The organism is Paraburkholderia phenazinium (genome assembly GCF_900142845.1).
Taxonomy (GTDB): domain Bacteria; phylum Pseudomonadota; class Gammaproteobacteria; order Burkholderiales; family Burkholderiaceae; genus Paraburkholderia; species Paraburkholderia phenazinium_A.
Map to the genome: position 1 here is coordinate 616,429 of NZ_FSRU01000003.1, position 18,756 is coordinate 635,184.

Annotated in this window: 22 protein-coding genes and 1 riboswitch; of the genes, 11 read left to right on the forward strand and 11 right to left on the reverse strand. The window is 64.0% G+C overall.

Translation table 11 applies throughout. The features are described from left to right. Nucleotides 1-25: 25 nt before the first annotated feature. On the reverse strand, nt 26-1,366 hold the full coding sequence (gene fahA / locus BUS12_RS36395) for a fumarylacetoacetase (RefSeq protein ID WP_074302322.1): 1,341 nt from the start codon (nt 1,364-1,366) through the stop codon (nt 26-28). Next, nucleotides 1,363-2,742 (reverse strand): homogentisate 1,2-dioxygenase, encoded by a 1,380-nt coding sequence (gene hmgA, locus BUS12_RS36400; protein WP_253190308.1) that lies wholly within the window; start codon nt 2,740-2,742, stop codon nt 1,363-1,365. Before hmgA ends, fahA begins: the two co-directional genes overlap by 4 nt. Nucleotides 2,743-3,010: 268 nt before the next feature. Here hmgA and BUS12_RS36405 point away from each other — a divergent pair, with 268 nt between their 5' ends. Then, nucleotides 3,011-3,835, forward strand: a complete 825-nt coding sequence (locus BUS12_RS36405; protein ID WP_074302323.1) for an EAL domain-containing protein — start codon at nt 3,011-3,013, stop codon at nt 3,833-3,835. 75 nt (nt 3,836-3,910) lie between these two features. On the opposite strand, the gene BUS12_RS36410 is transcribed toward BUS12_RS36405, so the two are convergent. Continuing rightward, nucleotides 3,911-4,696: an IclR family transcriptional regulator gene (locus BUS12_RS36410; protein WP_074302324.1), complete on the reverse strand. Its 786-nt coding sequence runs from the start codon at nt 4,694-4,696 to the stop codon at nt 3,911-3,913. Between the two features lie 113 nt (nt 4,697-4,809). On the opposite strand from BUS12_RS36410, the gene BUS12_RS36415 reads away from it, so the two are divergent. Next, nucleotides 4,810-6,000 (forward strand): acyl-CoA dehydrogenase, encoded by a 1,191-nt coding sequence (locus BUS12_RS36415; protein WP_074302325.1) that lies wholly within the window; start codon nt 4,810-4,812, stop codon nt 5,998-6,000. A 110-nt stretch (nt 6,001-6,110) separates the two neighbouring features. On the opposite strand, the gene BUS12_RS36420 is transcribed toward BUS12_RS36415, so the two are convergent. Continuing rightward, the gene (locus BUS12_RS36420; RefSeq protein WP_074302326.1) at nt 6,111-6,749 is read right to left on the reverse strand and encodes a peroxiredoxin; all 639 of its coding nucleotides are present in this window, start codon (nt 6,747-6,749) and stop codon (nt 6,111-6,113) included. 339 nt (nt 6,750-7,088) lie between these two features. On the opposite strand from BUS12_RS36420, the gene BUS12_RS36425 reads away from it, so the two are divergent. The 3 genes from BUS12_RS36425 (at nt 7,089) to BUS12_RS36435 (ending at nt 8,422) form a co-directional block, all read left to right on the forward strand. Next, complete coding sequence (locus BUS12_RS36425; RefSeq protein ID WP_007584918.1) at nt 7,089-7,391, forward strand: ElaB/YgaM/YqjD family protein; 303 nt, start codon at nt 7,089-7,091, stop codon at nt 7,389-7,391. A gap of 113 nt (nt 7,392-7,504) precedes the next feature. Next, nucleotides 7,505-7,891, forward strand: coding sequence for a phage holin family protein (locus BUS12_RS36430; RefSeq protein ID WP_074302327.1), 387 nt, complete (start codon nt 7,505-7,507; stop codon nt 7,889-7,891). Between the two features lie 63 nt (nt 7,892-7,954). After that, nucleotides 7,955-8,422: a DUF3318 domain-containing protein gene (locus BUS12_RS36435; RefSeq protein ID WP_074302328.1), complete on the forward strand. Its 468-nt coding sequence runs from the start codon at nt 7,955-7,957 to the stop codon at nt 8,420-8,422. Here the strand turns inward: BUS12_RS36435 and BUS12_RS36440 are convergent. The 7 genes from BUS12_RS36440 to glyA form a co-directional block, all read right to left on the reverse strand. Continuing rightward, entirely contained in the window at nt 8,416-8,892 is a 477-nt protein-coding gene (locus BUS12_RS36440; protein ID WP_074302329.1) for a type IV pilin protein, read from the reverse strand. The genes BUS12_RS36435 and BUS12_RS36440 overlap by 7 nt on opposite strands. A 12-nt stretch (nt 8,893-8,904) precedes the next feature. Next, nucleotides 8,905-9,399 (reverse strand): pilus assembly PilX family protein, encoded by a 495-nt coding sequence (locus BUS12_RS36445; RefSeq protein ID WP_074302330.1) that lies wholly within the window; start codon nt 9,397-9,399, stop codon nt 8,905-8,907. Beyond that, the gene (locus BUS12_RS36450) at nt 9,396-10,223 is read right to left on the reverse strand and encodes a type IV pilus assembly protein (protein ID WP_074302331.1); all 828 of its coding nucleotides are present in this window, start codon (nt 10,221-10,223) and stop codon (nt 9,396-9,398) included. Before BUS12_RS36450 ends, BUS12_RS36445 begins: the two co-directional genes overlap by 4 nt. After that, nucleotides 10,220-10,645: a type IV pilus modification PilV family protein gene (locus tag BUS12_RS36455; protein ID WP_074302332.1), complete on the reverse strand. Its 426-nt coding sequence runs from the start codon at nt 10,643-10,645 to the stop codon at nt 10,220-10,222. Before BUS12_RS36455 ends, BUS12_RS36450 begins: the two co-directional genes overlap by 4 nt. Then, complete coding sequence (locus tag BUS12_RS36460; protein ID WP_074302333.1) at nt 10,642-11,211, reverse strand: GspH/FimT family pseudopilin; 570 nt, start codon at nt 11,209-11,211, stop codon at nt 10,642-10,644. The genes BUS12_RS36455 and BUS12_RS36460 overlap by 4 nt, the downstream gene beginning before the upstream one ends. 151 nt (nt 11,212-11,362) lie before the next feature. Beyond that, nucleotides 11,363-11,845: a transcriptional regulator NrdR gene (gene nrdR / locus BUS12_RS36465; protein ID WP_074302334.1), complete on the reverse strand. Its 483-nt coding sequence runs from the start codon at nt 11,843-11,845 to the stop codon at nt 11,363-11,365. Nucleotides 11,846-11,851: 6 nt separating this feature from the next. Continuing rightward, nucleotides 11,852-13,099 carry a serine hydroxymethyltransferase gene (gene glyA, locus BUS12_RS36470; protein WP_074302335.1) on the reverse strand — a complete coding sequence of 416 codons (1,248 nt, stop codon included), beginning with the start codon at nt 13,097-13,099 and terminating at the stop codon, nt 11,852-11,854. Nucleotides 13,100-13,274: 175 nt separating this feature from the next. Then, nucleotides 13,275-13,374: riboswitch (ZMP/ZTP riboswitch) on the reverse strand. Between the two features lie 370 nt (nt 13,375-13,744). Here glyA and ydfG point away from each other — a divergent pair. The 6 genes from ydfG to tolB all read left to right on the forward strand — a co-directional run bounded on the left by ydfG (nt 13,745) and on the right by tolB (nt 18,740). Further along, a complete protein-coding gene (gene ydfG / locus BUS12_RS36480) occupies nt 13,745-14,491 on the forward strand; it encodes a bifunctional NADP-dependent 3-hydroxy acid dehydrogenase/3-hydroxypropionate dehydrogenase YdfG (RefSeq protein WP_074302336.1) in 747 nt (248 codons plus the stop codon). A 57-nt stretch (nt 14,492-14,548) separates the two neighbouring features. Continuing rightward, nucleotides 14,549-15,028: a tol-pal system-associated acyl-CoA thioesterase gene (gene ybgC, locus BUS12_RS36485; RefSeq protein WP_074302337.1), complete on the forward strand. Its 480-nt coding sequence runs from the start codon at nt 14,549-14,551 to the stop codon at nt 15,026-15,028. Between the two features lie 154 nt (nt 15,029-15,182). Further along, nucleotides 15,183-15,860 carry a protein TolQ gene (gene tolQ / locus BUS12_RS36490; RefSeq protein ID WP_074302338.1) on the forward strand — a complete coding sequence of 226 codons (678 nt, stop codon included), beginning with the start codon at nt 15,183-15,185 and terminating at the stop codon, nt 15,858-15,860. 10 nt (nt 15,861-15,870) lie between these two features. Next, a complete protein-coding gene (tolR, locus tag BUS12_RS36495) occupies nt 15,871-16,323 on the forward strand; it encodes a protein TolR (protein ID WP_074302339.1) in 453 nt (150 codons plus the stop codon). Further along, on the forward strand, nt 16,320-17,333 hold the full coding sequence (gene tolA / locus BUS12_RS36500) for a cell envelope integrity protein TolA (RefSeq protein WP_074302340.1): 1,014 nt from the start codon (nt 16,320-16,322) through the stop codon (nt 17,331-17,333). The genes tolR and tolA overlap by 4 nt, the downstream gene beginning before the upstream one ends. 114 nt (nt 17,334-17,447) lie before the next feature. Continuing rightward, nucleotides 17,448-18,740, forward strand: a complete 1,293-nt coding sequence (gene tolB, locus BUS12_RS36505; RefSeq protein WP_074302341.1) for a Tol-Pal system beta propeller repeat protein TolB — start codon at nt 17,448-17,450, stop codon at nt 18,738-18,740. Nucleotides 18,741-18,756: the final 16 nt, after the last annotated feature.

Sequence of the window (18,756 nt, forward strand, 5' to 3'; positions counted from 1 at the left end):
CGCGCCCGTAAGTGCGCCTGCGACTTTAACGCTGCGCCGGCAGAATCTCGCCGCTGCATGCGCCGAAACCGACCCGGTAGCCTTCGCCCTGGCACCATCCGGCAAGCGTCAATTCATCGCCGTCTTCGATGAAGGCGCGCGTTCCACCCTCCTTCAACTCCAGCGGATTCTTGCCGTTCCACGTCAGCTCAAGCAAGCTGCCGTACGAGTCTGCGGCAGGCCCGCTGATCGTCCCCGAACCCATCAGGTCGCCCACTCGCGTATTGCAGCCCGACACGGTGTGATGCGCGAGTTGCTGCGCCATCGTCCAGTACATGTGCCGGAAATTGGTGCGGGCGATGGTCGTCGCCTGTTGCGCGCGCAGCGGGCGTAGCGTGACTTCAAGCGCGATATCGAACGCATGCGCGCCGTCATGCCGCAGATACGCGAGAGGTTGCGGCTCCTGCACCGGTTGCGCGACGCGGAACGGCTCCAGCGCATCGAGCGTGACGATCCACGGGGAGATCGTGGTCGCAAAGCTCTTCGCGTTGAACGGCCCGAGCGGCACGTACTCCCACTGCTGGATGTCGCGTGCGCTCCAGTCGTTGAGCAGCACCATGCCGAAGATATGCGCCTCCGCATCGGCGCAGGCAATCGGCTCGCCGAGCGCATTGCCGCGTCCGACGATAAAGCCGGTCTCCAGTTCGATATCCAGCTTGCGGCATGCGCCGAACACCGGGCGCTCCTGGTCCGGCAGCTTGAGCTGGCCGTTCGGCCGCCGCACCGGCGTGCCGCTCACCACCACTGACGAGGCCCGGCCGTTGTAGCCGATCGGCATCTCCGACCAGTTCGGCAGCAGCGCATTCTTAGGATCACGGAACATCGAACCGACGTTCGTCGCATGCTCCTTCGACGAATAGAAATCCGTGTAGCCAGGAATCTGCAGCGGCAGATGCAGCGTGGCGCTTGCCTGAGATACCAGCGCGCGTTCGCGCAGGGCGGCGTCGTCGCGCAGTGTGGCGCTTTCGCGGGCGAGCAACTGGCTCAACTGGATACGCACGCTGCGCCAGGCATCGCGTCCGAGGGCGATGAAATCGTTCAGCGTGTCGCGGGCGAAAACCGGTGCGCTTGCCGCCGTGCTTGCGCTTACGCCTGCACCTGCGCCGGCATCCGGTAGACGCAGCAGCCCGCTCGCCTGCAAGACCGCAAGGTCGACGATGCTGTCGCCAATCGCCACGCCCACCCGCCGCGCCGCATGGCGCGTATCGCTGAACACGCCGAACGGCAGGTTCTGGATCGAAAAATCACAGGCGGGATCGTTCGCCGCTTCGATCCAGCTTTTGCGCGACGCATCGAGCGTCGCCTGAAGATCGCTCGCTGCGCTCATCGTTGCTCCGGGTTGAAGTGTTTCTTGAGACCTTGCCAGCACTCGTAGTAGTGCGCCTGCAATTGCGCGGTTTCGAGGGCAAAGCGGGTCGGCTTGATCAGCGTGCGGGTTTCGAACATGAACGCCATGGTGTCGCCGACCTTGTGCGGTTTCGAGGTATCGCTGTGCGATGCCTTCTCGAAGGTACCCGCGTCCGGGCCGTGGCCCGACATGCAGTTGTGCAGGCTCGCGCCGCCCGGCACGAAACCCTCGGCCTTCGCGTCGTAGACGCCGTGCACCAGTCCCATGAATTCGCTCGCCACGTTGCGATGGAACCAGGGTGGCCGGAAGGTATCTTCAGCGGCGAGCCAGCGCGGCGGGAAGATCACGAAGTCGATCGTGTCGACGCCCGGCGTGTCGCTCGGCGAATGCAGCACGAGGAAGATGGACGGATCGGGATGATCGAAACTGATCGAGCCGATCGTATTGAAGCGGCGCAGGTCGTACTTGTACGGCGCGTAGTTGCCGTGCCACGCGACCACGTCGAGCGGCGAGTGGCCGATGTCCGCGCGCCACAGATTGCCGTTGAGCTTGGCGATCAGTTCGAATGCGCCTTCGCGGTCTTCGTAGGCCGCGTGCGGCGTGAGGAAGTCACGCGGATTGGCGAGACCGTTCGAGCCGATCGGCCCGAGGTCCGGCAACCGCAGCAAGGCGCCGAAGTTCTCGCAGATATAACCGCGCGCGGCGCCATCGGGCAGCGTCACGGCAAAGCGTACGCCACGCGGGATCACCGCGATCTCGAACGGCTCCACGTCCAGCCGCCCGAGTTCGGTGGCGATGTGCAGCCGCCCTTCCTGCGGCACGATCAGCAGTTCGCCGTCGGCGCTGTAGAAGAAGCGGTCCTGCATCGAACGGTTGGCCGCGTACAGGTGGATCGCGCAGCCGCTCATGGCCTCGGCCGAACCGTTGCCGGCCATCGTCACCCAGCCGTCGATGAAATCGGTCGGCTCGGCGGGCATCGGCAGCGGATCCCAGCGCAACTGGTTGGGCGGGGTCGGCGGCACGTCATGGAAGTTCGCCACCAGACGATGCGACGGCAGCGCCGTGAACGGCTGATGCACTGCCGCCGGCCGGATCCGGTAAAGCCACGAGCGGCGGTTGTGACTACGCGGCGCGGTGAAGGCCGTGCCCGACAGTTGCTCCGCGTACAGGCCGTAAGCGGCCCGCTGCGGCGAGTTGCGACCTTGCGGCAGCGCGCCCGGCAACGCTTCGGTGGCGAATTCGTTGGCAAAGCCCGACTGGTAGCCCGATTGATAGCCCGGCTCGATGTCGGGCCGCGCGGGGTTGCCGGTGGGGTTGTCCGCACTGGCGTGGGCGGAGCTTGGGTGGGCATTCATCGAGTCGTCTCCTCATCCTGACCGGGTTCCTGGGGGCAAGCGTGGCGAAGGCGGCGCAAGCGCAGCCACCACCGCCGCCATTCTGCGATTTACGAATGGTAAAACTAATTACGAATAGTGAAATTAACGTTAACCCTGAATCATCCGTAGGAACCCCGATATGGTTATCAGCATTTTGTTCATGTGACGACGGTGCGGACTGCTACCATCGAAAGATGCGGCCAAAGCCGCCTTTCGATGCGCGCACGACGCGCCACCACCACCACACATGATCCCGCAGACTGTTCCCGAACTCGTCGCCCGTGCTGCCGACCATCCGTTTCTCGGCCAGCATCTGGCGTTGGGCGAAGGCATCTATCACGACAGCGCACTGGCCCGTTTCGAAGGGCTGGAACTCGCCAGCGCCTATGAGCCGATCTTCGATATCAGCGTGCATGCGCTTGCCCAGTCGCTGTCGGCCGCACCGGAGAGCGTGGATCGTTTCGGCGACGAACTGGGATTTCAGGCGGTGACGGTGCGCCTCGACGGGGAACCCTACGACCCGTTCGACCGCATCGAGGACGACCCGCAACTGGTCACGCTGGACCGCATGTCGCGCGCGCTGCATGCGATCAATTTTTTCGGCGCGCAGCGCCATGGGCTGTTGTTCCTGCGGGTTCACGAACGCTTGCTGAAGAGCGTGAAGTACGACCATGGCCGGCACTTCTCGACGGTGCTGGTGTCGTTCGGACTCAATCCGTCGCGCATCGTGATCGAATTGCCGGCGGCCGCGGTCGCGCACCGCACCTTCCTCGGCTATCTGACGAAGAGCTACCAGCGCTATGGCTTCAAGGTGGCGGGAAATCTGCCGAACGCCGGCCAGATCCTCTCGGTCTCCGACATGGCGCGGCTCGACTTCATCAAGATGGATGCCGGCCTCGCCTTGCGCGACGCCATGGTAAAGCCGCTAGTGGGCTATGCGAACCGCTTGCGCATACCGTTGATCTTCAACCGCGTCGCGAGCGAAGCGCAGTTCGACTTGCTGCAGCAGTACGACGTGCGCTTCGTGCAAGGGCCTCTGTTTGCGGTGCATAGTCACAACGGCACGGTTTGACGTGCACGGCAGAGGAAGTCGCCGGTAATCAAGCCGGTAATCAGGCGTGCAATCAGGCCTTCAATCGGCCCGGGTTCAACCGGCATCGCCGAGGCGCCGCGCCAACGCCTTCAGCCGCGGCGCGACGCTCTCACGAAACACCTCTTCCCCCATTGACGACGCCGGCCCGCTGCAACTGAGCACCAGCCAGCGCCCTTCGCGCGGCTCGCGAAACGGTACGGCGACCGCGTTCACATCGTCGTGCCAGTCGCGAAACGAATAGCAGCAGCGTTCGAGCGCGAACGCCGCGATCTCCTTCTCCGCGTCCGCCACCAGCGTCGCGCCCTCTTTGCCAGCCGCCTTCTTCAACTCCGCCATCAACGCGGCACGCACGTCGAGCGCTTGCACCGCGAGATACGCGCGGCCCATCGAACTCGTCAGCATGGACAGCTTCGAACCCGACGCGAGACCGAGCGTCAACGCCGTCTCGCTGCGGATCGTGTCCAGATAAATCATGTCGAGCCCGTCGCGGCATCCCAACGACACCGCCGCCCCCACCTCGCGTGCGAACGTGCGCATATGCGGCCGCGCCAGTTCGAGCGTGTCGGTGCCCGAGAGCAGCGCGAAGCCGAGTGACAGCACCCCCGCATCGAGCGCATATTTGCCGAGCGACTCGTCGAGACGCAGGTAGCCGAGCACCGTCAGCGTATAAGCCAGACGATTGACGGTGGCCTTCGGCAAGCCGGTGCGCTCGACGAAATCGCGGTTGCCCAGCATCGTCTCGCCGGGCCGGAACGCGCGCAGCAGGTCAAGGCCGCGGGCCAGCGCGACGACAAACTTGCGCTCGTCCAGGGGTTCGAGGGGAGTAGATGCAGGCGTCATCGGGTGATACACTCGGGGCTGATTTGCAAAACATTGTTTCGCATAGCGGAACTCAAGTCAAGCACTTCAAGTCAACACCAGACACATCAGATTCGATTCAGGAGATACGCATCATGGCCGACGCCGCGCAGTTTCACTGGGAAGATCCTCTGTTGCTCGATCAGCAACTCACCGAAGATGAGCGCATGGTGCGCGACGCCGCGGCGGCCTACGCGCAAGACCGGCTGCAACCGCGCGTGCTCGAGGCGTTCCGGCATGAGAAGACCGACATCGAGATCTTCCGCGAAATGGGCGAACTTGGCCTGCTCGGCCCGACCATTCCCGAGCAATACGGCGGCCCCGGTCTGAACTACGTGGCCTACGGCTTGATCGCACGCGAAGTGGAGCGCGTCGATTCCGGCTACCGCTCGATGATGTCGGTGCAGTCGTCGCTGGTGATGGTGCCGATCTACGAATTCGGCTCGGATGCGCAAAAAGACAAGTACCTGCCGAAGCTCGCCACCGGCGAATGGATCGGCTGCTTCGGCCTGACCGAGCCGAACCACGGCTCCGATCCGGGCAGCATGGTTACGCGGGCGAAGAAGGTCGACGGCGGCTTCTCGCTGTCGGGCGCGAAGATGTGGATCACCAACTCGCCGATCGCCGACGTGTTCGTCGTCTGGGCCAAGCTCGAAGAAAACGGCAAGGACGCGATCCGCGGCTTCATTCTGGAGAAAGGCTGGAAAGGCCTGTCCGCACCGACGATCCACAGCAAGGTGGGCCTGCGCGCCTCGATCACGGGTGAGGTCGTGATGGACGAAGTGTTCGTGCCGGAAGAAAACATGCTGCCGAAGGTGAGCGGCCTCAAAGGCCCGTTCACCTGCCTGAACTCGGCGCGCTACGGTATTGCCTGGGGCGCGCTCGGCGCCGCCGAGGCCTGCTGGCATACGGCGCGTCAATACGTGCTCGACCGCAAGCAGTTCGGCCGGCCGCTCGCCGCCAACCAGTTGATCCAGAAGAAGCTCGCCGACATGCAGACCGAAATCACGCTCGGCCTGCAAGGCGTGCTGCGCCTCGGCCGCATGAAGGACGAAGGCACGGCCGCGGTCGAAATCACCTCCATCATGAAGCGCAACTCGTGCGGCAAATCGCTCGAGATTGCGCGTCTTGCCCGCGACATGCTCGGCGGCAACGGCATCTCGGATGAGTTCGGGATTGCGCGGCACCTGGTGAACCTCGAGGTCGTCAACACCTACGAAGGCACGCATGACATTCACGCGCTGATTCTCGGACGCGCGCAAACGGGCATTCAGGCGTTCTTCTGATTTCCTGAACGTTCCGAGGCGGTGAAAAGAAAAGCAAAAGGCCAACCTGTGCGGTTGGCCTTTTGCATTGCGGCAGCGCTCCGGCTTGCTGCCGCAGCTTGCTGCTTCGCTTACTTGTTCGGCTGCGGCGTCAGGCGCAGATACGGACGCAGCGCCTTGTAGCCCTTCGGGAATTTCTGCTTGATCACTTCCTCGTCCTTCAGCGACGGCACGATCACCACGTCGTCGCCGTGCTTCCAGTTGCCCGGCGTGGCGACCTGGTAATTATCGGTGAGCTGGAGCGAGTCGATCACGCGCAGCACTTCGTCGAAGTTGCGGCCCGTGCTGGCCGGGTAGGTGATGGTCAGACGAACCTTCTTCTTCGGATCGATCACGAACAGCGAGCGGACCGTGAAGGTTTCGCTCGCATTCGGGTGGATCATGTCGTACAGCTCCGAGACCTTGCGGTCGCCATCGGCGAGAATCGGGAAGCCGACGTTGGCGGCCTGCGTCTCGTTGATGTCCTTGATCCATTCCTTGTGCGACTCTGCGCTGTCCACCGACAGGGCAATCGTCTTCACATTGCGCTTTTCGAATTCGCCGGCGAGCTTTGCCGTGAGGCCAAGCTCGGTCGTGCATACAGGCGTGAAGTCCGCCGGATGGGAGAACAACACGCCCCAGCTATCGCCCAGCCACTCATGGAACTTGATGCGGCCAATGCTCGATTCCTGCTCGAAATCCGGTGCGATGTCGCCAAGACGTAGACTCATGATGCTGCTCCTTTGTATGTTCGGACGGTCCGTTCAGGCTGGCGCCTACGGTACCCCGCAAATTTAGAGCATACGGGAGCGCGCGTACACCGCGAACGAACATCGCGTCACAACTTTATGAGTTTTTGTAATTTTCATCGGAATGGAGGAAACTTTGCGGGACAGATCAACTCCATCATGATCGCGGTATGCCGTTTGACCGCCGGGTGAGGCGGTCGCTAACCGGCCGTGGATTGGCCGGGAACGGATCGTGCGTTGTCGTGCGCTAACCCGCTGCGCTCGCCACGTGACGTTTCTTTGGTTACGATTCACGCATGCCATACGAGATGGGAGCTGTAAATGTCGGAAGTCAACAAGGAGAGATTGATGTCGGATATCAAAACCGTCCTCGCGGACGCTGAAGACCTGCTGAAACAGGCCGCGAGCGCCACCGGCGAACGCGCTTCCGAACTGCGTGAAACGGCGCTGTCGCGCCTGAAACAGGCGAAGGAGAAGGCTGCTGATGTGCAGGTCGTGGTGGTCGAGAAAGGCAAGAAGGCTGCCCGTGCAACGGATGACTACGTGCACGAGCATCCTTGGGCTTCGATCGGCATCGCCGCAGGTGTCGGCGTACTGGTCGGCCTGCTGATCAATCGCAAGTAAAAACAGCTGGCGTTGCCGGGCGGTTTTTCCGGCACGCCGCCGACACGGGTTGACCGGTGCGTGCCTGACCGGTCCGCTTCTTCTGGCGCATCTCACGCGCAAGCGCCCAAGCCATGACGATCGACAATCAATCGCAGCGCGCGGATCACAGTCCCTTGCGCCGCATCCTCAGTTCCGTATTTGCGATCCTGCAAACGCGGCTTGAACTGGTGGGTATCGAACTGGCCGAGGAAAAGGACCGCCTGCTGGGCGTCCTGTTTCTCGGACTCGCGGCGATGATGCTCGCCACGATGGCCTTGATCGCGCTCACGGCGCTGGTCGCCATCGCGTTCTGGGATACCTACCGGTGGCAGGCGCTGGCCGGCATTACGGCGGTCTATGCGATCGCGGCACTGGTTTGCGCGATCAAGGCGCGCAGTGGCTTGCACAGCGCACCGATGGTGTTTGAAGCCACGCTGGCCGAGTTCGAGAAGGACCGCGAGATATTTCGCAAACCGTGACACAGGCCCGGGCACGGCCGCTGGCGCCGCTTGCCCGTTCGACAACCCCTTGCGCCCGACACCATGAGTTCTCGACACCCCGATACCGCCTTCCGCAACAAGCGCCCGGCCGCCCGCGACCTGAGCGCGCCGCACCTGCGTGCACTGCGCAAGGAATTGCTGCTGGTGCGCTCGGAAGTCGAGCGTATGGAACTCGCGCAGGCCGCGGTTGAGTTGCGTCAGGCCGTCACGCACTTCAGCTGGATCAAGTTCATCGTGCCGGGCTTCGCCGGCGGCATGCGCTGGAACAAGGCGCGCGGCGCGACAGCGGGGATCAGCGCGCTGCTCAAGGAGTACCCGCTGGTCAGCTCGATTGTTTCGATGCTGCTTGCCAAACCGTTGCGCGCCACGGTCGCGGCCACCGCCAAGCCGGTGTTGAAATGGGGCAGTCTGGGACTCGCCGCGTGGGAAGCCTATCGCGTCTGGCAGCAGATGAAGAGCGACTCGGGCCGGACCAAGGGCGAAGCCGCGGCGCAGGACAGCGGTTACTGAGTGTTCCAGCATACGTTTGAATCCGGCGCGTTGGCGCCATCCGCGGCGCGATTTCCCCGTAGACCCGTTGCGTCGAGCGTGAAGGTGCCGCAGGCGTCGTCGCGCATCGGGCCTGTCTCTAGAGGCTGCGCTTCCACCGCGTAGCCGCCGTTCGTTTCGTCAGCAGGTAGGGCGCGCAGCCGGTAGACGGGTGTGCCGAAGGGCGGCGCCTGGTCGAGTCCGCTGGGTAAGGGACTTACTGCGGGACTTACTGCGGGGCTTACTGCGGAACTCATCCCTGGGCTCACTTCTCCGGCGGCCCCCGCTTCGACAAACTGCGCCGCGCGATACAGCGCCGATGCCGCGTCGATCCGATGCGAACGCGCGACATGACTGCGATACGAGGGGACCGCGTACACCACCAGGATGGCGCCGATCGCCAACGCGATGACCAGTTCGAGCAGCGTGAACGCCGATGCTTGCGACCTCATGCCGATGCGCCTTCAAAACGGCCTGGCGGTAACCCGCCGCCAATGTTGCTCGGTCGTGCTGCCGGCCACGACCAGCTCCAGTTGCACCCAGGCTTGCGACTCCTGGGTGCGGCCGAAGCCGCGCGCCGTCAGCAGGTAAGCGCTGACCTCGGGACGCGTGCTCGGGCGCCAGGCCTCGGCCAGGCATTGCGGCGCCATGGCTGAGCCCGGCCACACGGCGATGGGCGTGACGGCGCCGGCTGTGAAGGTCGATTCGAGTCTCCATCCGGTTGGTTCGCTAGCCACTGCGCTTGCGACGCGCGCCGTACCTGCTGCGACGGCTCGGGCGCACAGGGTGAGCACCGAATCGGCGGCATGGAAGGCTTGCAGGGTGTCGCGAAGATTGGCGGAAACACGCGCCGCTGCCAGGGAGGTTTCGAACCAGGCGGCGGAAGTGATCAGCATCATCGACGAGATCAGCAGAACGATGGGTAAGGCGGCGCCACGGACGTGAGGTGCGGTCTTCATGACGCACTCACCTCGTTATTGCGGATCGCCACGCGCCGCCAGAATGCCTGGCGCGCGCGCAAGTCTGTTCCTGCGACGTTCGCGCCGTCGCAATCGACGTAGCGTGAGCGCCGCCCCTGAGGCGCACCGCGCACCAGGACGCACAGGTCCACCGCGACGACATTCGCCCATTGATCCGGCGCGAGCGCCGATGCATCGAGCGCGGTCTGCGCGCCGGCTAGCCAGTACCTGGCGCGCAGCCGTTCAACGCCCTCCACCAACGGCTGCGCGGAACCGGATTTGCCATTGCCGTCGCAATACAGCTCGGACTCGCCCGTCGAGGCGCTGAGCTTCGCGAAGAAGCGATTGACGATCAGCACGCGACCCGCACCGTAAGCCGCATTCCCGACGCTCACGGCCTGGCCCAGACAGTCGGTTGGCTGTCCCGTGGACGAAGGCCACGTGGAAACGTTGTCGCCGACGTAGCGAATCGCGATGCCATCCGATCGGCTTGTCAGCGCTTCGCAAGTGGGGTTGTCGTCGGTCCCTGTCGGCCGCGCAGCAGAGCATCCGAACAGCGTGGGTTTCTGTTGCGGCTGCGGCAGGTCGGCCGGCACAAAGCCGGTCATCTGGATTTGCTGACCGATCAAGGTGAGCGCCGTCAGGCCGGCTTCGCGAATCTGGGTCGTATCGTCTGCACGGCCAAACGCCGCGCGCTGCGAACGGTACAGGGAGACGGCGCCCACGGTGACGACGAGCCCCAGCCCCACGGCGATGACCAGCTCGACGAGCGTATGCCCGCGCGCTCGAATCCGCCAGCGCGGATGAATCTCACGCGGCTTCATTTCGCGAACGCCAGGGCGACGCACGAGCGGTTGGCGGAGAGCGCCAGATCGCCGCACGATTCGGGCTTGTCGATAATCTCGCCCGGCGTTCGCAAAGTGGCCGCTGCCGACCATGTGACGCGGGCGAACGAAACCCCGCCGCCGCGCTCGCTGACCGATGCATCGCCCTGGGGCAGCAGACTCGCCGCACGGACGCTCCATTGCCGCAGGGCAACGTCGCCGCCGGTCGGCGCCCGTGCGGCCTCGGCTACGGCATCAGCCACGAAAGCCGCATGTTCGCGCGACGCTGCGGCACGCGCCTCACGCGCGATCCACAACTGCGACGCAATCAGACCGAGGGCCGTGACTGCGGTCAGCGCGACTGCGAGCATGACCTCGATCAGCGATGCGCCGCATGACTGTTCGACTCGGATGGTTTTCATGACGTCGCTCCACAAGCACCGTCCGCAATGCGCGGCCGTCCGCCCGCAGCGATGCGGATGCAGCGCCGCCAAGGCTCGCCGCGCGTGACCTGCGAAGGCACATGCGGTGCGATGTCGAAGCTGCGAAAGCTGCCGATCAACTGCCCCGCGGGCGGTGTGAAGGTAAGGTTGGTCTGCGTCCCGGCAATACTCACTGCCGCGAGTTCGGTCTGCGCGCGCAATACCGTGGACATTCCACCGCGCTCGACCATCACCGCCCAGCCGCACGACCAGTCCGCGACTCCCACGCGGCACGCTTGCCCCGAGGCCAGACAATGGCGCGCCGCATCGACGCGGCACACCGTCACGCGCACGCCGCGCCGAACCGCCTCGCTGCGCGCGTAGGACAGCGTCGACAGCAGCGCCCGGGCTCGTGCATCGACCTGATCGCGCATGCGCCAGGCAACCAGCGACGGCGTCGCCATCACCGCAGTGACAGCCAGAACGGCGACCACCACTAGCGTTTCGATCAACGTGAAACCGCGGCGACGCACACGCGGCAATTCGGCATCCTGCTTCATCTGCATTCCTTAGCTTCGAAAGAATGCAACCAATTTACTCAGGCAGGAGCGCGTCGACAATCGGCCGAACGGCCAGGTAGCGAGCGTGCGGCGTCACCGGCAACAATGTCGGCGTGACGCATACAGAAAGGGAATACCGATGCTATTACGAGAACAATCAGCGCTTGCGGGGCGGCTTGGGCGGCGTGGCCGCACGGCGAAATTCTTCAATGACGTCTTCGAATTCAGACACGTCTTCGAAGCGGCGGTACACCGAGGCAAAACGGACGTAGGCAATCGTGTCGAGCTCGCGCAACTCGTTCATCACGAGTTCACCAAGACGCTCACTGCGCACTTCGCGTTCGCCACTGCCCAGCAACTGATATTCGATGCGGGCGACCGCCGCGTCGACCGCGTCCGCAGCAACCGGGCGCTTTCTCAGCGCCAGTTGCATGCTCGCGACAATCTTGCGGCGATCGAATTCAGTGCGGCTGCCATCCTTCTTGACGACCGACGGCAACGCCAGCTCGACCCGCTCATACGTCGTGAAACGTTTGTCGCAGGCCGGGCAGCGGCGGCGCCGGCGAATCGCGGCGCCGTCCTCGGATACGCGGGAGTCCACGACCTGCGTATCGTCGTGCCGGCAGAAGGGGCAGCGCATCGTGGCTTACTTGTAGACCGGGAAGCGCTTGGTCAACTCGGAGACCTGCGTGCGGACGCGTTCGATCGTCGCGGCGTCTTCCGGGTTGTCCAGCACGTCGGCGATCAGGTTACCTACCTGCTCGGCTTCCTTCACACCGAAACCGCGCGTGGTCATGGCAGGCGAGCCCAGGCGCACGCCGCTCGTGACAAACGGCTTTTCCGGATCGTTCGGGATCGCGTTCTTGTTGACCGTGATGTGCGCCGCGCCGAGCGCCGCTTCAGCGGCCTTGCCGGTGATGTGCTTCGCGCGCAGGTCGACCAGCATCACGTGGCTTTCGGTGCGGCCCGAAACGATACGCAGACCGCGCTTGACAAGCGTTTCCGCCAGCACGCGAGCGTTATCCACGACCTTTTGCTGGTATTCCTTGAATTCAGGCGACAGCGCTTCCTTGAACGCAACAGCCTTACCGGCAATCACGTGCATCAGCGGACCACCCTGGATGCCCGGGAAGATAGCCGAGTTGATCTGCTTTTCGAACTCGGCCTTCATCAGGATCACGCCGCCGCGCGGACCGCGCAGGCTCTTGTGGGTGGTCGTGGTCACGAAGTCGGAGTGCGGCACCGGGTTCGGATAGACGCCCGCGGCAACGAGACCCGCGTAGTGCGCCATGTCCACCATGAAATAGGCGCCCACCGACTTCGCGATCTTCGACATACGTTCGAAGTCGATGCGCAGCGCGAACGCCGACGCGCCCGCGACGATCAGCTTCGGCCTATGTTCCTGAGCGAGCTTTTCAGCGGCTTCGTAGTCGATATCTTCCGCTTCGTTCAGGCCGTAGCTGACGACGTTGAACCACTTGCCCGACATGTTCACGGGCGAGCCGTGCGTCAGGTGGCCGCCGTGGGCGAGGCTCATGCCCATGATGGTGTCGCCCGGCTTGAGCATGGCGAAGAACACACCCTGATTCGCCTGCGAACCCGAGTTCGGTTGCACGTTTGCGGCTTCGGCGCCGAACAGTTCCTTCACGCGGTCGATCGCGAGCTGCTCGACGATGTCCACGTACTCGCAACCGCCGTAGTAGCGCTTGCCCGGATAACCTTCGGCGTACTTGTTGGTGAGCTGCGAGCCTTGCGCAGCCATCACGGCCGGGCTCGTGTAGTTTTCCGACGCGATCAGTTCGATGTGATCTTCCTGACGGCGGTTTTCCTGCTCGATCGCCTTCCAGAGTTCGGGATCGATGTTGGCGATGGTGCTTTGGGCTCTATCAAACATACGGGTTCCGTTGAGTGTGTTCAGGTTGACCGGATCTCGCGCCGAATTTCGTGCAGAAAGCGTAGTGGGTACGCGGCGCTGCTGGCGGCTGGGCCAGCCCTGACGTGGCGGATGAAGATGGGCCGCACACGCGAGGCAGGACAGCCACCGGCGGCGCAGATGAATGCGCGCGGATCACGGCTGCCCAGGCGAACGGCAAAACGGCACCCTGCGCTTCACGGTGGGTCGCTCCACCTTGAACCTGTTTGGTTCTATCGCCAGTCACGCAGGGATGAGCGCGTTAGTGTATTGGAAGCGCCCCGAATAGGCAACCGCGTCTCCACCAGGCTCACGGCCACGGCGCAAACCCCGTTCACGAGCGTCACAGCCGGTCGTCGCATCATCAGTGTCCCGCCCGGAATCGGAGAGGCAGCGGCTCTCGCCAGCGGGTCGCAAACATCTGATGAAAACGGCACACAGGCAGGAGCCGCCGGCGCCCTGCATGCCCACTCCGGTGCGCCCGATCCGGCCACGGTCCGCGCGCCGACCGTCCCCAGCCAGTCCGCCCGCCTGACGGTAGTCCGCTGGGACCAGGGTCATTCTTGCCGCAGCGCCGCAATGGAAGTAGGCTTGGCAACTTTCCCCCCTCCCGACCAGGAAACCGCAATGATCGTCTTCGTCACCGGGGCGTCCGCCGGATTCGGCGCCGCCATCGCCCGCACTTTCGTCAAGGGCGGCCATCGCGTCGTCGCCACCGCGCGCCGCAAGGATCGTTTGCAAGCGCTTGCCGACGAACTAGGCGAGGCCCTTCTGCCGTTCGAACTCGACGTGCGCGACAGCGCCGCCGTCGCGGCCGTGCCGGCCGCGCTGCCGGAAGCGTTCGCCGCCATCGACGTGCTGGTCAACAACGCGGGCCTCGCGCTCGGCCTCGAGCCGGCGCAGCGAGCTAACCTCGACGACTGGCGAACCATGATCGACACCAACTGCACCGGACTCGTACAGGTCACCCACGCGCTGCTGCCGGGGATGGTCGAGCGCCAGCGCGGCCACGTGTTCAACCTCGGCTCAGCGGCCGCCAACTGGCCTTACGCGGGCGGCAACGTGTATGGCGCCACCAAGGCATTCGTGCGCCAGTTCAGCCTGAACCTGCGCGCCGATCTGGCCGGCACGCCGCTGCGCGTGACCGACGTCGAACCGGGCCTGTGCGGCGGCACGGAGTTCTCGAACGTGCGCTTTCGCGGCGACGACCAGAAGGCTGCTAACGTCTATCAGAACGTGCAGCCGCTGACGGCCGAAGACATCGCCGACGCGATCTACTGGACCGCGACGCGCCCGGCACACGTCAACGTCAACACGATCGAACTGATGCCGGTTGCGCAGTCGTTCGCGGGGCTCTCGGTGCATCGCGGTTGAACGCCTTGAGCCGGAGCGCCGCCCCGAAAATAACGCCGGGGTGTGCGTTCCGGTAAAATGCGCCGCATGAATATGTCCCCCAGCGAGTCCGGCGCCGAAATCGGCTTCACCTGGCCAATTCGCGTGTACTACGAAGATACCGACGCCGGCGGCATCGTGTTCTACGCGAACTATTTGAAGTTTTTCGAGCGGGCGCGCACCGAATGGCTCCGCGCGTGCGGCGTCGAGCAGGATCGCCTCGCGGAAGAGACAGGTGCATTGTTCATCGTACGCAGCACTGCAGTCGACTATCGTGCGCCGGCCCGGCTTGACGATCTCGTGAAAATTGTCAGCCGCCCTGAACGAATTGGCCGCGCGTCGGTCGATTTCTCGCAGGAGGCCTGGCGTGACGGCACGCTGCTTGCTACCGGAAGCATTCGGGTCGGCTGTGTCGACCGGGTAGCGCTGCGTCCTGCCGCCATTCCAGCACAGGTTCTCGCCGCATTGCGGCGCGGGCCGAAGCTTACTGCGCCCAACGTGTCAACGGACAACGCCTGAACATCGTTGTTACGGGGCCAGTGAACTCGTATCGATCAAGCAACACAAAGCATGGTTCGGCCCGCGGTTTGCCGATGCTTCCGGTTTCCCCACGGAAAGCTTCGACGGACCTTGCAGCCGGACGCCCCCTTTCGGGACGTTACAGCGAACCTATATGAACACTACACAAGATCTATCGATCATTTCTCTCGTTCTTAATGCGAGCCTGCTGGCGCAGGCAGTGATGGCACTGTTGCTGTTGCTGTCGCTGCTGTCGTGGACGTTTATCTTCCGCAAGTGGTTTGCGATCCGCCGGGCGCGCGCGCAAACTGAACGCTTCGAACGCGATTTCTGGTCCGGTGGCGACCTGCAGGCGCTGTATCAAAGCGCAGCGAACAACCGTCACACGATCGGCGCACTCGAACGGATCTTCGAATCCGGCATGCGCGAGTTCCTCAAGGGCAAGGAAAAGCGTCTCAACGACCCGGGCCTGATCCTCGACGGCGCACGCCGCGCCATGCGCGCAGCGTTCCAGCGCGAGATGGACGTGCTAGAGGCCAATCTGTCGTTCCTCGCCTCGGTGGGTTCGGTCAGCCCGTACATCGGTCTGTTCGGCACCGTGTGGGGGATCATGAACGCGTTCCGCGGCCTCGCCAACGTCCAGCAAGCCACGCTCGCCAACGTCGCGCCCGGCATCGCCGAAGCGCTGACTGCAACGGCCATCGGTCTGTTCGCCGCCATTCCGGCGGTGGTCGCCTACAACCGTTACGCGCACGACATCGACCGTCTGGCGATCCGCTTCGAGACCTTCATCGAAGAATTCTCGAACATCCTGCAACGCCAGGCGCACTAAGGAGTCCACGATGGCCGGTTCCTCCAGTCGCTCCTCCAGTATGCGCGGCGGCCGTTCGCGCCGCGCGATGGCCGACATCAACGTCGTGCCGTATATCGACGTGATGCTCGTGCTGCTCGTGATCTTCATGGTGACCGCGCCGCTCGTCGCACCGTCGATCGTCAATCTGCCTACTGTCGGCGGCGCTGCGCCGCAACAGCAAACGCCCCCGGTTGTCGTCAATATCCGCGCAGATGGCAACATGAACGTCAAATATAAAGACGACAATGGCGCCATGCAGCAGGAAGACATGACGCGCGCGGATCTGGACAGCTTCGTCACCGACCGCGAGCAGTCGCATCCGGATCAACCGGTGGTGATCGCCGCTGACAAGACGGTGAAGTACGAAGCCGTGATGAACGTGATGTCCGACCTCAAGGCTCGCGGCGTCAAGCGCGTTGGCTTGCTCGTCAAATCGCAATGATCCGCAAGAATTCCGCCCGCCCGCTCCAGCCACCGCGTGAACGCGGCACCTGGCGAGCCTTTGTGCTCGCGCTGGTGATGCACGTGCTGCTCGGATTCTTCCTGTACCACGGCATTCAATGGCAAAACAGCACGCCGGCCGGCGCCGAAGCCGAACTGTGGACGGACGTACCCGAGGTAACGACGCCCCAGCCGCCCCCGCCTCCCCCGGTGCCGGTGGCCCCTGCCCCGCCGCTGCCTGACGAGCAGGCCGATATTGCGCTTCAGGAAAAGAAGCGTCAGCAGCAGGAAGCCGCCCGCCAGGCGCAGCTCGCCGAACAACAACGCCAGCAGCAATTGCAAGCGCAGCAGGAAGCCGAGGCGAAGCGCCAGCAGCAGCTCGCGGCCGACCAGGCTGCGCAACTGGCCGCCCAGAAGGCCGCGGCAGCCAAGCTGAAGCAACAGCAGCAGCAACAGGCTGACAAGCTCAAGCAACAGCAACTCGCCGACCAGCAAAAGCAGGATCAGTTGAAGCAGCAACAACAGGAAGACCAGCAGAAGCAGGCCCAGGCCGACGCGCAGAAGAAGGCCGATGCGCAGAAGGCGAAGGCAGCCAAGGCGGCGGCCGATGCAGCGCAAGCGAAGAAGGTCGACCAGGAACGTCGGGCGCGGCTCGCGCAGATGCAGGGTATGGCCGGCGGTGAAGGCTCTACCGGCAACGGTCTTGCGAAGAGCGGCACAGGCACTGGCTCGGGTGGCACGTCAACCTCGCCGGGCTACGCGGACAAGGTCAGGCGGCGCGTGCGGCCCAACATCGTATGGTCGGGCGACACGCAAGGCCTGGAAACCGAAATTTCCGTGCGCTGCTCACCTACCGGCACGCTGCTGGACGTGACGGTGACCCGTCCCAGCAGCAATCCCCAATGGGATGCAGCCGCTGAGCGGGCGGTCCGGGCGTCCGATCCGATGCCGGTCGACGTGGATGGAAAAACGCCGTCGAGCTTCAAGATCACCTTGCGACCAGCAGGTTGACAGCAGCCCATGCGCCCCGCCCAGCGTGGCGCGCCCGGGAACGAATTGAACGTTTCCGGGTCTGTCTGCTGTCATACCGTGTTAGAAATCTGATTTTTTGGGAATCCATACAGCATGACTTTGATGACCAAGCTAGGCCTGCGGACTTTGGTGGCGTCGTGCCTGATTGCGGCCGGCGGCGCTGCGCACGCGCAACTCAACGTCCTCGTCACGGGCGTCGGCTCCACCCAGTTCCCCATCGCAACGGCGAATTTCGCCAATGAAGCGAGCTCGCCGCAACAGGTCAGCACGATCGTGCGCCAGGATCTGCAGCGCAGCGGCAAATTCACCAATATCGACGCCGGCAGCGCGCCGGTGGCGGAAACGGATTCGGTTGACCTCGGCAGCTGGAAGGCCAAGGGCGCCAACGCGTTCGTGGCCGGCAGCGTGAACCGCCTGCCCAACGGCCAATACGAAGTGCGCTTCAAGCTGTACGACACGGTCAAGGGCGAGAGCCTCGGCGGCCTCGTCCTGGTCAGCCCCGAAAGCGGCCTGCGGATGAGCGCCCACAAGGTGGCGGACTACATCTACGCCAAGCTGCTGGGCGATCGCGGCGTGTTCGCCACGCGTCTGTCTTATGTGATCAAGACCGGCAACCGCTACCAGTTGCAGATTTCCGATTCGGACGGCCAGGACGCGCACATCGCGCTGTCGAGCCCCGAGCCGATCATCTCGCCGGCGTGGTCGCCTGACGGCACGAAGGTGGCCTACGTATCGTTCGAAAAGAAGAAGCCCATCGTCTACATCCACGATCTGCCCACGGGCCGTCGTATCGTCGTCTCGGACCAGAAGGGCAACAACAGCGCGCCGGCCTGGTCGCCGGATGGACGCACGCTGGCAGTGGCGCTTTCGCGCACCGGCAACACGCAGATTTTCGCCGTCAACGCTGACGGCAGCGGCCTGCGCCGGCTGACTCAAGGCACCTCGATCGACACCGAACCCAACTACTCTCCTGACGGACAGTGGATCTATTTCACCAGCGACCGCGGCGGTCAACCGCAGATCTACAAGATGCCGGCGCAGGGCGAAAGCGCAGGCGCGGCTCAGCGCGTCACGTTCACGGGCAACTACAACACCAGCCCGCGCGTGAGCCCGGACGGCAAGCAACTGGCCTACATCTCGCGTGTAGGCGGGGCCTTCAAGCTGTACGTCCAGGACTTGCAGTCCGGCTCGGCAACCGGCCTGACCGATACAACACATGACGAATCGCCCAGCTTCGCGGCGAATGGTCAGTACATTCTTTACGCCACACAGGTGAACGGCCGTGGCGTGTTGGCCGCAGTATCGACCGATGGTCGCACTCGGCAGGTCCTGTCCGTTCAGGGCGGCATCGTTCGCGAGCCGTCCTGGGGCCCGTTTATGCAATAACACACAAGGAGAGTAA

What these genes read in the sequence shown, in the direction of transcription:
- fahA (WP_074302322.1), bottom strand. Translation starts at nt 1,366, where the DNA reads ATGAGCGCAGCGAGCGATCTTCAGGCGACGCTCGATGCGTCGCGCAAA.
- hmgA (WP_253190308.1), bottom strand. Translation starts at nt 2,742, where the DNA reads ATGAATGCCCACCCAAGCTCCGCCCACGCCAGTGCGGACAACCCCACC.
- BUS12_RS36405 (WP_074302323.1), top strand. Translation starts at nt 3,011, where the DNA reads ATGATCCCGCAGACTGTTCCCGAACTCGTCGCCCGTGCTGCCGACCAT.
- BUS12_RS36410 (WP_074302324.1), bottom strand. Translation starts at nt 4,696, where the DNA reads ATGACGCCTGCATCTACTCCCCTCGAACCCCTGGACGAGCGCAAGTTT.
- BUS12_RS36415 (WP_074302325.1), top strand. Translation starts at nt 4,810, where the DNA reads ATGGCCGACGCCGCGCAGTTTCACTGGGAAGATCCTCTGTTGCTCGAT.
- BUS12_RS36420 (WP_074302326.1), bottom strand. Translation starts at nt 6,749, where the DNA reads ATGAGTCTACGTCTTGGCGACATCGCACCGGATTTCGAGCAGGAATCG.
- BUS12_RS36425 (WP_007584918.1), top strand. Translation starts at nt 7,089, where the DNA reads ATGTCGGAAGTCAACAAGGAGAGATTGATGTCGGATATCAAAACCGTC.
- BUS12_RS36430 (WP_074302327.1), top strand. Translation starts at nt 7,505, where the DNA reads ATGACGATCGACAATCAATCGCAGCGCGCGGATCACAGTCCCTTGCGC.
- BUS12_RS36435 (WP_074302328.1), top strand. Translation starts at nt 7,955, where the DNA reads ATGAGTTCTCGACACCCCGATACCGCCTTCCGCAACAAGCGCCCGGCC.
- BUS12_RS36440 (WP_074302329.1), bottom strand. Translation starts at nt 8,892, where the DNA reads ATGAGGTCGCAAGCATCGGCGTTCACGCTGCTCGAACTGGTCATCGCG.
- BUS12_RS36445 (WP_074302330.1), bottom strand. Translation starts at nt 9,399, where the DNA reads ATGAAGACCGCACCTCACGTCCGTGGCGCCGCCTTACCCATCGTTCTG.
- BUS12_RS36450 (WP_074302331.1), bottom strand. Translation starts at nt 10,223, where the DNA reads ATGAAGCCGCGTGAGATTCATCCGCGCTGGCGGATTCGAGCGCGCGGG.
- BUS12_RS36455 (WP_074302332.1), bottom strand. Translation starts at nt 10,645, where the DNA reads ATGAAAACCATCCGAGTCGAACAGTCATGCGGCGCATCGCTGATCGAG.
- BUS12_RS36460 (WP_074302333.1), bottom strand. Translation starts at nt 11,211, where the DNA reads ATGCAGATGAAGCAGGATGCCGAATTGCCGCGTGTGCGTCGCCGCGGT.
- nrdR (WP_074302334.1), bottom strand. Translation starts at nt 11,845, where the DNA reads ATGCGCTGCCCCTTCTGCCGGCACGACGATACGCAGGTCGTGGACTCC.
- glyA (WP_074302335.1), bottom strand. Translation starts at nt 13,099, where the DNA reads ATGTTTGATAGAGCCCAAAGCACCATCGCCAACATCGATCCCGAACTC.
- ydfG (WP_074302336.1), top strand. Translation starts at nt 13,745, where the DNA reads ATGATCGTCTTCGTCACCGGGGCGTCCGCCGGATTCGGCGCCGCCATC.
- ybgC (WP_074302337.1), top strand. Translation starts at nt 14,549, where the DNA reads ATGCGCCGCATGAATATGTCCCCCAGCGAGTCCGGCGCCGAAATCGGC.
- tolQ (WP_074302338.1), top strand. Translation starts at nt 15,183, where the DNA reads ATGAACACTACACAAGATCTATCGATCATTTCTCTCGTTCTTAATGCG.
- tolR (WP_074302339.1), top strand. Translation starts at nt 15,871, where the DNA reads ATGGCCGGTTCCTCCAGTCGCTCCTCCAGTATGCGCGGCGGCCGTTCG.
- tolA (WP_074302340.1), top strand. Translation starts at nt 16,320, where the DNA reads ATGATCCGCAAGAATTCCGCCCGCCCGCTCCAGCCACCGCGTGAACGC.
- tolB (WP_074302341.1), top strand. Translation starts at nt 17,448, where the DNA reads ATGACTTTGATGACCAAGCTAGGCCTGCGGACTTTGGTGGCGTCGTGC.